General features: G+C 68.5%; 11 protein-coding genes and 1 tRNA gene. 1 reads left to right on the top strand and 11 read right to left on the bottom strand.

Annotated features, from left to right (window positions below):
• Positions 1–202 precede the first annotated feature (202 nt).
• Positions 203–640: an NUDIX domain-containing protein gene (locus AB0H84_RS30940; RefSeq protein WP_357611786.1), complete on the top strand. Its 438-nt coding sequence runs from the start codon at positions 203–205 to the stop codon at positions 638–640.
• A 175-nt stretch (positions 641–815) separates the two neighbouring features.
• Here the strand turns inward: AB0H84_RS30940 and AB0H84_RS30935 are convergent, their stop codons facing one another.
• The 11 genes from AB0H84_RS30935 to gnd form a co-directional block, all read right to left on the bottom strand.
• Entirely contained in the window at positions 816–1,046 is a 231-nt protein-coding gene (locus AB0H84_RS30935) for a hypothetical protein (protein WP_357611783.1), read from the bottom strand.
• Between the two features lie 139 nt (positions 1,047–1,185).
• On the bottom strand, positions 1,186–1,545 hold the full coding sequence (locus AB0H84_RS30930; protein WP_357611780.1) for a metalloregulator ArsR/SmtB family transcription factor: 360 nt from the start codon (positions 1,543–1,545) through the stop codon (positions 1,186–1,188).
• A 115-nt stretch (positions 1,546–1,660) separates the two neighbouring features.
• Entirely contained in the window at positions 1,661–3,049 is a 1,389-nt protein-coding gene (locus AB0H84_RS30925) for an FAD-dependent oxidoreductase (RefSeq protein ID WP_357611777.1), read from the bottom strand.
• A gap of 235 nt (positions 3,050–3,284) precedes the next feature.
• A complete protein-coding gene (locus AB0H84_RS30920) occupies positions 3,285–3,485 on the bottom strand; it encodes a hypothetical protein (RefSeq protein ID WP_357611774.1) in 201 nt (66 codons plus the stop codon).
• Between the two features lie 361 nt (positions 3,486–3,846).
• A tRNA-Ile gene (locus AB0H84_RS30915) sits at positions 3,847–3,920 on the bottom strand.
• A gap of 128 nt (positions 3,921–4,048) precedes the next feature.
• Positions 4,049–4,798, bottom strand: coding sequence for a DUF3566 domain-containing protein (locus AB0H84_RS30910; RefSeq protein WP_357611771.1), 750 nt, complete (start codon positions 4,796–4,798; stop codon positions 4,049–4,051).
• A 3-nt stretch (positions 4,799–4,801) separates the two neighbouring features.
• A complete protein-coding gene (gene gyrA / locus AB0H84_RS30905) occupies positions 4,802–7,300 on the bottom strand; it encodes a DNA gyrase subunit A (RefSeq protein WP_357611768.1) in 2,499 nt (832 codons plus the stop codon).
• 12 nt (positions 7,301–7,312) lie between these two features.
• Complete coding sequence (gyrB, locus tag AB0H84_RS30900; protein ID WP_357611803.1) at positions 7,313–9,235, bottom strand: DNA topoisomerase (ATP-hydrolyzing) subunit B; 1,923 nt, start codon at positions 9,233–9,235, stop codon at positions 7,313–7,315.
• A gap of 336 nt (positions 9,236–9,571) precedes the next feature.
• Complete coding sequence (locus AB0H84_RS30895; protein WP_357611765.1) at positions 9,572–10,069, bottom strand: DciA family protein; 498 nt, start codon at positions 10,067–10,069, stop codon at positions 9,572–9,574.
• The gene (gene recF / locus AB0H84_RS30890; protein ID WP_357611762.1) at positions 10,059–11,303 is read right to left on the bottom strand and encodes a DNA replication/repair protein RecF; all 1,245 of its coding nucleotides are present in this window, start codon (positions 11,301–11,303) and stop codon (positions 10,059–10,061) included. Before recF ends, AB0H84_RS30895 begins: the two co-directional genes overlap by 11 nt.
• Before the next feature lie 35 nt (positions 11,304–11,338).
• Positions 11,339–12,286: a phosphogluconate dehydrogenase (NAD(+)-dependent, decarboxylating) gene (gene gnd, locus AB0H84_RS30885; protein WP_357611760.1), complete on the bottom strand. Its 948-nt coding sequence runs from the start codon at positions 12,284–12,286 to the stop codon at positions 11,339–11,341.
• Between the last annotated feature and the right edge of the window lie 45 nt (positions 12,287–12,331).

Here is a 12,331-nt window from a genome sequence, read left to right as displayed (position 1 = left end):
CCGGTACGCCGCGCGCGTGCGGGCGCTCGCGTCCGACGATCTCGTCGAGTGGGTGCATCGCGAGCCGATCGACTGAGATCCCCGTCCGGCGGTATCCCCGCACTACCCAAAGCTGATCGTCAGCGCCGCCCGCCGCGGCGATCACTACCCGTGACCGCGCCTACCCCCGTCCAGGGCGCGGCCTGCCGGATACGGTGCCCGGGTGAAGGTACGCGTCACGGGCGTCGTCATCGAGGACAACCGGATTCTGCTCCTGGACCAGGACACCGACACCGGCCGCTCCTGGTCGCTGCCCGGCGGAAAGGTCGAGCCGGGCGAGCCCATCGGCGACGCCCTGATGCGGGAGATGCGCGAGGAGACCGGCATCGACGTGGAGGTCGGCCGGCTTCTGTACGTGTGCGACCACCTGCCCGGTGGCGGTACCCACGTCGTGCACCTGACGTTCGAGGCCACCCGGGTCGGCGGCAGTGTGGGCGCGGTCGCCGAGGGCGCCGACACGGCGCCGATCCGCGGCGTGCGGTTCGTGCCACTGGCCAATCTGCCGTCGATCGGCTTCTCCTCGCGTTTCGTCGAGCTGGCGCAGGCCGGCTGGCCCGGCGCCGGCTCCTACATGGGCGCCAAGTCCAACATCGGCCTGTGACCGTGTGAACGCGGTGACCACGTGGCCGTTCAGCACGCTCAAGGGCAGGCTGCGCTCAACCAGGCCGTTCATCCGTGCGTTCAGTACCCCGGCCACCAGGTCGGCCGGCATCCGATGGTCCGGATCGTCGGCGATGAAGCGGATGCCGACGCCACGGCCCCGGTCAGCCACCTGCTCACGGGCCCGTCGGCCTGATCCGGGCCGTCGGCGCACCACACCTGCACGTTGCCGAGCAGGTGGTGGATGGCGCCGGCCGGTACGTCGTCCCGAACAACGTCCACGGTGTCGCCGCCGCGTAGTCGGCGTTGGTGGCCTCCATGCCGTCCATCAGGCGGGCCATCTCTGACAGCCGCAGCAGGTGGGCGCCATGGCGGGCCGCGAACGAGGCGGCGCCAATCCAGGTCACCCAGTACACCGGATGGGGCTCGAAACCTGGGCGGACCGTCCACCGGTCGCTAACAGGATCGCGGTGGAGGCGGAGATCCCTCTGGCTGCGGACATCGCGGCATGAGCTGCTCTACCGTGCAAGCTCTCGCTGGCTGTCTCTATCCGGCGACCGGCTCAGCGAGTGGAGTGAAGAGCTCGCCGAGCCGAGCCACCGCCGTTGGGATGATCCAGTAATAGACCCACGTGCCCCGTCGCTCGCTGTCGATCAGGCCCGCTGTGCGCAGCACCTTGAGGTGATGGCTGATCGTCGGTGCGGTCAGATCGAAGGCGGCAGTGAGGTCGCACACGCAGACCTCGCCCCCAGGGTGCGAGCCGATCATCGACAGCAGACGCAGCCGTACGGGATCGGCGACCGCCTTCAGCAACACGACCAGCTCGGCGGCGTCGGCCTCCGACAGCGGAGCGCGAGCAATGGGCGCACAGCACTCCTGGTTGAGTTGGTTGTCCCCGAGACTCACGGCGATACTCCCCGATCCGGTCGTTGCTGCCCCGCTGCATAGTTCGACGGTCGTCTAAATGGTAGGTGGCGACGGCTGAACAACGCGAATGCTCTGAAATGCCTTGCCTTGGTGGTCAGCCGCAGCAGCTGCCTGACGTGGAGACGGTCGCCAGCGGCAGCTCGGTGCCCAGCAGGCCGCCGCTGATCCCGGGGGCCAGTCCCACGCGCTGCTCCTGGGCCTCGGCCAGGGACGAGGAGCATACTCCGGTCTCGGGCAGCTCCAACTGGACCTGGCGGGCGGCGTCCCAGTCACCGGCCAGTGCCGCGACCACCGAACGGACCTGCTCATAGCCGGTGGCCATGAGGAAGGTCGGAGCGCGGCCGTAGCTCTTGACGCCGACGGCGTAGTAGCCGGGCTCGGGGTGAGCGAGCTCGTCGACGCCGTGGGCGGGCACGGTTCCGCAGGAGTGGGCGTTGGGGTCGATCAGCGGGGCCAGCGCGCGGGTGGAGCCCAGGATCGGGTCCAGGTCCAGGCGGAGCTCGCCGGCGATGGAGTGGTCCGGGCGGTAGCCGGTCGCGGCCACGACCCGATCCACGATGACGGTCTTTTCGTGGCCGGACGGATCCTTGCTGACCACCTCGATCCCATCGCCAGTCTGGTGCAGGCGGTGGGTGAAGAAGCCGGTCACCATGTGGATGCGGCCTGACTCGATGTGGGCGCGCAGCCGGGTGCCGAGCGCGCCACGAGCGGGCAGCGCGTCGGCCTCGCCGCCGCCATAGGTGCGGCTGGGGTTGCCGGCCCGGATCGCCCAGGTGATCGGCGTGTTCTCCAACTGGGCCAGCGCCAGCAGGGTGGTGGCGGCCGAATGGCCCGCGCCGACGACCAGGACACGCTTGCCTTCGTACCTGTCGCGGTCGGTGCCGAGCACATCCGGCAGCGCGTGGTCGACCTCGATCCGGGATTCGCCGTGGGCGGGCAGTCCGCTGGCGCCGAGCACGTTGGGAGTGGTGGAGGTGCCGGAGGCGTCGATGATCGCGCGGGCCTGGAGTTCCTCGCCGCTTTCGAGACGGATGAGGAACGGCGCCTCATTACGGCCGGCGGTGCGGACCCGGTCGTAGCCGTGTCGGCTGATCGCCGTGACCTTCGCGTTCAGCCGTACCTTGTCGCCGAACAGCTTGGCCAGCGGGGCGAGGTAGTCGTCGACGAGCTCGGCGCCGGTGGGCAGCCAGCCGGGGTCGGGGGCGCTCCAGCCGTCGCCCTCCAGGAGACGGCGTGCGGCGGCGTCGATGTTGTACTTCCACGGGCTGAACACCCGCACGTGCCCCCACTTGGCGACCGATGCGGCGACCTGGTCACCGGCTTCCAGGATGAGGAAGTCCAGGCCGCGCTCGGCCAGGTGGGCGGCGGCGGCCAGTCCGACAGGGCCCGCGCCGATCACGACCACGGGCAGGGCGCCGGTCTGCTCGGCCCCGGTGAACTGCTCGATCTCGATCGCGGTGGTGCCGCAGCATCCATCACTCATGAGTGTTCTCCCAGATGAGATGGGACTCCAGGGGCGAGCAGCAGAGGCGAAGCGCGCCGCCATCCCCTTGAATAGAAGTTGGTCTAAGCAATCGACAGTATGCCGCATTGATTAGATATATGCCAAATTAGAAGCTTGTCGAAACAGGCAAGGTTTTGGCGAGAGTCAGCTGGCGCAGGAGGGAGCGGGCATCGGCGCCGACGCCGCGCAGGCTGTTGGAGGCCGGGGTGCGCTGTCACTCCAGCCCGAGATTGCCGAGACCGCGGCGTGCTCGAGAGCCCGCCCGCCTGATGGTGCGACCGTTGCTGGTCAGCGCTCCCAATGGTGCGAGGTAGTCAAGGATGGGGCGGTAGCCGGTGGCCAACAGCACCACTTCCACGAGCCCACGACGGCCGTCGATCCACTCCACCTTGCTGCCGTCCAGGCGAGCAAACATGATGTTGAGACCTCTGCGAGGTCCTTGACGGTGCCCAGTATCAGCGCCTGGTCGTTATCCCGGATCGCTTTCTCCAGCCGGACTCGATAGCTCTCGATCGATGCCCACGCGGCCTCCTCGAGACCGTCGGGGCGGGGGAGCGCTAGATCCATAGGACCACTCTGGCGTGTTGCTACGGCTCATCGACCGAACGGCGGGGACCCGGATACGCCGAGAACCAGTCAACCCGTAGAACCGCGAATCAACTTGAACACGGCAGTGCACGGTCACGAGGTTCAGCGCGACGGTCAAATGACGGTCAAACGATCAAGAGGCCAGATCCGCAACCTCGGGATCTAGCCTCTGAGCTGGTGAAACTGGGTGGGGCTACCAGGACTTGAACCTGGGACCTCTTCCTTATCAGGGAAGCGCTCTAACCGACTGAGCTATAGCCCCGCGCACACCGAACGTTATCGCATCCGCAGGAAGGAGGCGAACCGGTTGTTCGGACGAGGAAAAGCTTACCGCCTCCGGAGTGCTGCTCGCGCCGTTCCCGTGCTCGGTCCCGGCGCGAGCAGCCCCGCCTACTCGGCCTCGCTGAAGGTGACCTCGACGCCTCCGACCAGGTCAGAGGCGATGTTGTAGATGACCGCCCCCAACGTCGAAAGCGCCGTGATCAGTACGACGTTCACAGCCCCGATCAATGCCGTGTAGCCAAGGATCCGCACAGGCTCGAACCACGAGGCGATGTTGATGGGGATCGAGTTCTGTCCCTGCTCGCCCTGGCCGAGCTGGTTGACCAGGTCGACCAGCGAGTCGAACACGCCCAGGGCCGACAGCACGCCGTACAGGACGGCCACCGCCACGAACAGCACCACGAAGCAGACCAGGGAGACCACGAAGCTGAACTTCATGGCCGACCACGGCTCGACGCGGCGCAGGACCAGGTGGGCCTTGCGGGGGAGGCGGGCCCCCGAGGCGCTGGACGACTTCTTCTTGCCGGTCAGTTCGACCGCAGGCGGTGCCTCCGTGGCCAGCGACGGACGCAGGCGGACCGTCTCGTTGCCACCCTCCGCAGGGGGCGCGGACGCGGGAGCCGACGACCGCGCGTCCTCCTTGGCCGGACCGGCCGGACCGGCCGGACCTGGCTTGCCCGGCGCAGGCGGCGCGGACGGCCCGGACTGTGCAGGCTGCGAGGACGGCGCAGACTGCGCGGGCTTCGTGTCCTTGCTGTCGTCGACCGCGCCGAATGTCTCGGATTGGTTGGGCTTCTTCGGTTGCTGTCCGTTACCCGAAGCCGCCTTTGTCCTGGCGGGGCCACCCTGGGCGCTCATGGACTACTCTCCTCCCCCGTTTTCCTCAATTTCCACCGAAGTCTCCATCGACTCCGCGTTCCGGGCGAGGGCCACCACGCTGTCGCCTTCAGCGAGATTCATCAATCGCACTCCCATGGTCTGGCGGCCGGACTGCTTGATCTCGCCGGCACTCGTCCGGATCACCCCGCCGGCGGACGTGATCGCGAAGACCTCGTCCTCTGGGTTGACCATGACGGCTCCGACCAGCTTGCCACGGGAAGACACGATTTTCGCAGTAAGCACTCCCCTACCGCCACGTCCTTGAACTGGATACTGCTCCACTGGCGTCCGTTTTGCGTACCCACCCTCCGTGGCGATAAGCACATCTTGACCATCGGCCATCCGATTCATGGCGAGAAGTTCGTCACCCTCGAGGAACCTCATGCCGATGACACCGCTGGTCGCGCGGCCCATGGGCCGCAGCGCCTCGTCGGAGGCGGTGAACCTGATCGACTGGGCGCCCTTGGAGACCAGCAGCAGGTCGTCGTTCTCGGAGACCAGGCGGGCTCCGATGACCTCGTCGTCCTCCCGCAGGTTGATCGCGATCAGACCGCCGGTCCTGGGGGAGTCGTACTCGGACAGGCGCGTCTTCTTGACCAGCCCACTGCGGGTGGCCAGGACGAGGTAGGGGGCGACGTCGTAGTCGCGTAGGTCGAGAACCTCCATGACTGTTTCGTCGGGCTGCATCGCCAGAAGGTTCGCGAGATGCATGCCACGCGCGTCGCGCCCGGCGTCCGGCAGCTCGTACGCCTTGACCCGGTACACCCGGCCCTTGTTCGTGAAGAACAGCAGCCAGTGGTGGGTCGTGGTGACGAAGAAGTGGTCGACGATGTCGTCCTGGCGGAGCTGTGCACCGCGTACGCCCTTGCCGCCGCGCTTCTGCGCCCGGTAGAGGTCGGTACGGGTGCGCTTGGCGTAGCCGCCCCGGGTGATCGTGACGACGATCTCGTCCTCGGCGATGAGGTCCTCGATCGACATGTCGCCGTCGTAGGCGATGATCTCGGTCTTCCTGTCGTCGCCGTAGCGGCCGACGATCTCGCCGAGCTCCTCGCCGATGATCTCGCGCTGCCGGGCCTCGCTGGCCAGGATCGCGTTGTACTCGGCGATCTGCGTCATCAGGGCGTCGTACTCGTCCTGGATGGACTGCCGCTCCAGGGCGGCCAGCTTGCGCAGCTGCATGTCGAGGATGGCCTGCGCCTGCACCTCGTCGATCTCCAGGAGCGCCATGAGGCCCTGCTGGGCGTGCGAGGCGGACTCGGAGGCCCGGATGAGGGCGATGACGTCGTCGAGCCGCTCCAGGGCCTTCAGCAGCGCACGCAGGATGTGGGCGCGCTCCTCGGCCTTGCGCAGGAGGTAGCGGGTCCTGCGGACGATGACCTCGATCTGGTGCGCCACGTAGTGCCGGATGAACTGGTCGAGCCGGAGCGTACGCGGCACCCCGTCGACCAGCGCCAGCATGTTGGCGCCGAACGTGTCCTGCAGCTGGGTGTGCTTGTACAGGTTGTTGAGCACGACCTTGGCGACCGCGTCGCGCTTGAGCACGATCACCAGGCGCTGCCCGACCCGCGAGGAGCTCTCGTCGCGTACGTCGGCGATGCCGGCCAGCTTGCCCTCACGCACCAGCTCGGCGATCTTGAGGGCGAGGTTGTCGGGATTGACCTGGTACGGCAGCTCCGTGACGACGAGCGCCTGCCGCCCCTTGTCCTCCTCGACCTCGACCACGGCGCGCATGGTGATCGAGCCGCGCCCGGTGCGGTAGGCGTCCTCGATGCCCCGCCGGCCGACGATCAGCGCCTTGGTGGGGAAGTCGGGACCCTTGACCAGCCTGATCGCCGCTTCGAGCAGCTCTTCCTCGCTGGCCTCCGGGTTCTCCAGCGCCCACTTGACCGCCGCCGCGACCTCGCGCAGGTTGTGCGGCGGGATGTTGGTGGCCATGCCGACGGCGATGCCGCCCGAGCCGTTGACCAGCAACTGCGGGAAGCGCGCCGGCAGGACGTCGGGCTCCTGCGACTTGCCGTCGTAGTTGGGGCGGAAGTCGACGGTGTCCTTGTCGATGTCGCGCAGCAGCTCCATGGCGATGGGCGCGAGCTTGCACTCGGTGTAGCGCATCGCCGCCGCCGGGTCGTTGCCGGGCGAGCCGAAGTTGCCCTGCCCGTCGACCAGCGGGTAACGCATCGACCAGTCCTGCGCCAGGCGTACCAGCGCGTCGTAGATCGAGGTGTCGCCGTGGGGATGGTAGGTGCCCATCACGTCACCGACGACGCGGGCGCACTTGAAGTAGCCGCGGTCGGGACGGTAGCCACCGTCGTACATCGCGTAAAGCACCCGCCGGTGCACCGGCTTGAGACCGTCGCGGACGTCCGGCAGCGCCCTGGACACGATGACCGACATCGCGTAGTCCATGTAGCTGCGCTGCATCTCGGACTGGATGTCCACCGGCTCGATGCGTTCAGCCGGGGGAGTGGTGTTCACGTCCGTCACAGGTAAATGTCCTTAAACGTCGAGGAAGCGCACGTCGCGGGCGTTGCGGATGATGAACTCGCGCCTGGCTTCCACGTCCTCGCCCATGAGCACACTGAACAGGTCGTCGGCCTGCGCCGCGTCGTCGAGTGTGACCAGTCTCAGCAGCCGGGTCTCCGGGTTCATCGTGGTCTCCCAGAGCTGGCTCGCGTTCATCTCGCCGAGGCCCTTGAAGCGCTGCACGTTGTCGCGCGGCCGGGGGTCGGCCTTTCCGTTGGCGATGCCCTCGGCGATGACCGCGTCGCGCTCGCTGTCGGAGTAGGCGTACGAGGCGTCCTCGCCCTTGCGGTCCCACTTGATCTTGTAGAGCGGCGGGCACGACAGGTAGACGTGACCGGCCTCGATCAGCGGCCTCATGAACCTGAACAGCAGCGTCAGCAGCAGCGTGTTGATGTGCTGGCCGTCGACGTCGGCGTCGGCCATCAGGATGACCTTGTGGTAGCGCAGCTTGGCGATGTCGAACTCGTCGTGCACGCCGGTGCCCAGGGCGGTGATCAGCGCCTGGACCTCGTTGTTCTTCAGGACCTTGTCGATCCGCGCCTTCTCGACGTTGAGGATCTTGCCGCGGATGGGCAGGATCGCCTGGAAGCGCGAGTCGCGGCCGCCCTTGGCCGAGCCGCCGGCCGAGTCGCCCTCGACGATGAAGAGCTCGCACTTCTCCGGGTCGTTCCACTGGCAGTCGGCCAGCTTGCCCGGCAGGCCGCTGCCCGACTCGAGCAGCGACTTGCGCCTGGTCAGGTCGCGGGCCTGGCGGGCGGCGATGCGGGCGCGCGAGGCCTGCAGCGACTTGTTGATGATGTCCTTGGCCTCGCCGGGGTTTCGCTCGAACCAGTCGCGCAGGTGGTCGTTGCAGGCCTTCTGCACGAACGACTTGGCCTCGGTGTTGCCCAGCTTGGTCTTGGTCTGGCCCTCGAACTGCGGGTCGGACAGCTTGACCGAGATGATCGCGGTCAGCCCCTCGCGGACGTCCTCACCGCTGAGGTTGTCGTCCTTGCCCTCCTTGAGGAACTTCTGCTCGCGCGCGTAGCGGTTGACGATCGTCGTCAGCGCCGCGCGGAAGCCCTCCTCGTGGGTGCCGCCCTCCGCGGTGTTGATCGTGTTGGCGAACGTGTAGACCGACTCCGAGTAGGAGTTGTTCCACTGCATGGCGATCTCGACCGCGATGCCGTCGCCCTCCTCCTCGAAGGAGACGATCGACGCGTGCGCCGGCTCCTTCTTGGTGTTGAGGTGCTGGACGAAGTCGGCCAGGCCGCCCTCGTAGTGGTATTCGACCGTCAGGGGCTCGCCGTTGACGTGGTCGGGCCGCTCGTCGGTCAGCGTGATCGTCAGGCCCTTGTTGAGGAAGGCCATCTCCTGGAAGCGCCGCGAGAGCGTCTCGTAGTTCCACGTGGTGGTCTCGAAGACGTCGGGGTCGGGCCAGAACGTGATCGTGGTGCCGGTCTCGTCGGTGCCCTCGCCCTTGGCCAGCGGCGCGACGGGCTTGGAGTGCTCGTAGCGCTGGCGCCAGTAGTGGCCGTTCTGCTTGACCTCGACGTCCATGGCGGTGGACAGCGCGTTGACGACGGCCGAGCCGACGCCGTGGAGGCCTCCGGAGACCGCGTAGGACTGGCTGTCGAACTTGCCGCCCGCGTGGAGCGTGGTCAGCACGACCTCGACGGCGGAGCGCTTCTCCACCGGGTGGATGCCCGTGGGGATGCCACGGCCGTTGTCGACCACGCGTACGCCGTTGTCGGCCAAGAGCGTGATGTCGATCCTGGAGGCGTAGCCGGCGAGGGCCTCGTCCACCGCGTTGTCCACGATCTCGTAGACGAGGTGGTGCAGGCCGCGCTCACCGGTGGAGCCGATATACATACCCGGGCGCTTGCGAACCGCCTCAAGCCCCTCGAGTACGGTGATAGAGCTAGCGTCGTAGGACAACTGCAAAATCCTCCTGCCGCGGACACGCGGCGGGGGAGGCGATCAAATACAAAGCTGCCCCTACCGTGCCCGTCACCGTCGTGAGTGCCCCGATGCGCGGTCACCCAGGGGAGTCGGTTTGCTGCCGGGGTGACACGCAAGCGGACGTGTCCGGAATCCGTCTTCATTCTACCGGGTCCGGAGCCCGATGGTGGCAAGGAACGCGCCTGTGATGCGCTGTAGCTCGTTTTGCCCCCAGTCCAGCATCCCCCCTCCGGAAAGGGGGCTTATCGCGTCTGCGGCTTTCTGATCGCCCCTGGAGCCCAACCACACGTCCTATCCGTAGGTGTCGCCCGGGCCCCGGCTTCCGGTCACCCTCAACCCGCCCGACGGTCTCGGCGCGTTCTGCGGGCCTCTGACCTTGACCTTCGTGACGGTGCCGTCGCCGAGCTCCTCGTTCAGCCTGCGTACGAGGGTGCGGGCGAGCAGCCGCACCTGCGTCGCCCACGCCGTCGAGTCGGCCAGGATCAGCACCTCGCCGTCCTCGAACGACTCGGGCTTGGTGTGGGCGGCCAGGTCAGGGCCCACGATGTCGATCCAGCGTCCGAAAACCCCGCCGACGGCCGCCGACCGCTCCCAGCCGCGATCGGCCAGCAGGTCGGCTATCGCGCGGCCGAAGAGCTGCGGATCGCCGGCCTCCCTGCGCGGCCCGGCCTTGCGCCTGGGCTCGCGCCGGGGGAGCTGGCCGCGCTTGGCCGCGTCGGCCTTGGCCTGGGCGAGCTTCTCGCGGGCCATCGCGGCGCCCCGGGCCGCGGGATTGTCGTCAACGGACACGGTTCACGCTCCCTTCAGCGACGTCGAACCTGGCCCCCACCAGCTCCGCGGGGACGTCGGCCGGCACGGCCGCGGTGATGAGCACCTGCTCGGCGGGGGCGACGATCTCGGCGAGCCGGCGCCTGCGCTGGCTGTCGAGCTCGGCGAACACGTCGTCGAGGATCAGCACGGGATCGCCGCCGTCGGCCCGGAGCAGGTCGTACGCCGCCAGCCGCAGCGCCAGGGCGAACGACCAGGACTCGCCGTGGCTGGCATAGCCGCGCGCGGGCAGGTCGCCGATGCCGAGTATCAGGTCGTCGCGGTGCGGGCCGACGAGCGTGACGCCTCGCTCCAGCTCCGCCGAGCGGACCTCCAATAGCCGCTCCCGCAGCCGTTCTTCAAGGGTTTTCCCCAAGTCTGTGGATAACGTCTGTGTATCGAAAGATCCCCGCTCACCGGGGGCTTCACCGTCCCGGCCGTCCTCATCCGTGTCTCCACCTGTGGACAACGTGCTGCGGTACGCCAGCGTCGCGGGGGCGCTCCCCGGGGCGAGCGCGGCGTACGCGCCGGACACCAGCGGGCGCAGCGCCTCGATGAGCTCCAGCCGCGCCCGCAGCAGCTCCGCGCCGTGCCTGGCGAGGTGGGCGTCCCACACCTCCAGCGTGCTCAGCACGTCGCCCGCGCCCGCCGCCGCGAACGCGGTGTCGCTCTCCGCCCGCCGGGCGCTCCTGCTGCCTCTGCGGGCCTGCGCGGCCGTACGGAGGAGCGCGCCGCGCTGCTTGAGCACACGGTCGTAGTCGGCGCGCACACCGGCGAACCTGGGCGCCCTGGCCACCAGCAGATCGTCGAGGAAGCGGCGGCGCTCAGCGGGGTCGCCCTTGGACAGCGCGAGGTCCTCGGGGGCGAACAGCACCGTGCGCAGCAGGCCGATGACGTCGCGCGCCCGCGAGACGGGGGAGCGGTTGAGCCTGGCGCGGTTGGCCCGCCCCGGGTTGATCTCCAGCTCGATCAGCGCCCGCCGGTCGTCCCTGTGGACGGCGCAGCGCACGATCGCCCGCGTGGCGCCCCTGCGCACGAGCGGCGCGTCGCTCGACACCCGGTGGCTGGAGTGCGTCGCGACGTAGCCGAGGGCCTCGACCAGGTTGGTCTTGCCCTGGCCGTTGGGCCCCACGAACGCCGTGACGCCCGGCTCCAGGCCGAGCTCCACGGACGCGTACGACCTGAAGTCGGTCAGCGAGAGGTGGGCGACATGCACCCCACGAGGTTAGTGCGCCCCGGGGATGGCTGTGGTCACCGACGCTCGGTCTCGCGCGGCGGCACCACGTCGGCGCCCGGCGAGTCGGCGCCCTTGCCGGTGCTGCCCTCCGCCGAAGTGATCGCGTGGCCGCCGAACTGGTTGCGCAGGGCCGCGACCGCCTTCATCGCGGGCGAGTCGTCCTGCCGCGAGGCGAACCGGGCGTACAGCGCGGCGGTGATGACCGGCAGCGGGACCGCGTGGTCCACAGCGGCCTGCACCGTCCACCGGCCCTCTCCGGAGTCCTGTGCATAACCGCGGAGCTGGTCGAGGTGCTCGTCGTCGTCGAGCGCCCGCACCAGCAGGTCGAGCAGCCAGGAGCGGATCACGGTGCCCGTGCGCCAGCTCTTGAAGGAGCCCTTGACGTCCTTGACGACGTCGGAGGCCTCCAGCAGCTCCCAGCCCTCCGCGAACGCCTGCATCATGCCGTACTCGATCCCGTTGTGGACCATCTTCGCGAAGTGCCCGGCGCCGACGTCGCCCGCGTGGACGAAGCCGTCCTCGCCCTCGGGCTTGAGCGTCTCGAAGATCGGCATCAGCCGCTCGACGTTGGACTGGTCGCCGCCGCACATGAGCGCGTAGCCGTTCTGGAGGCCCCACACGCCGCCGCTGACGCCGCAGTCGACGAAGCCGATGCCCTTCTCGCTCAGCTCGGCCGCGTGCTTCTGGTCGTCGACGTAGTGGGAGTTTCCGCCGTCGACGACGATGTCGCCCGTGTCGAGGAGCTCGCCGAGATCGTCGACCGTGGATTGGGTGGGCTTGCCCGCGGGGACCATGACCCAGACCGCGCGCGGCGCCTGCAGGCGCTCGACCAGCTCCTTCAGGCTGGAGACGTCGCTGATCGCCGGATCGCGGTCGTAGCCGATGACGTCGTGGCCGCCGCGGCGCAGGCGCTCGGCCATGTTGCCGCCCATCTTGCCAAGTCCGACCATGCCGATCTGCATGTTGTCTACCCCCTTGTCAGACTTCCATCATCCCCGATGACAGGT

The organism is Nonomuraea sp. NPDC050786, assembly GCF_040654115.1.
GTDB lineage: Bacteria > Actinomycetota > Actinomycetes > Streptosporangiales > Streptosporangiaceae > Nonomuraea.
The sequence above is the reverse complement of the archived record's forward strand: the minus strand, read 5'-3'. Positions and strand labels throughout refer to the sequence as shown.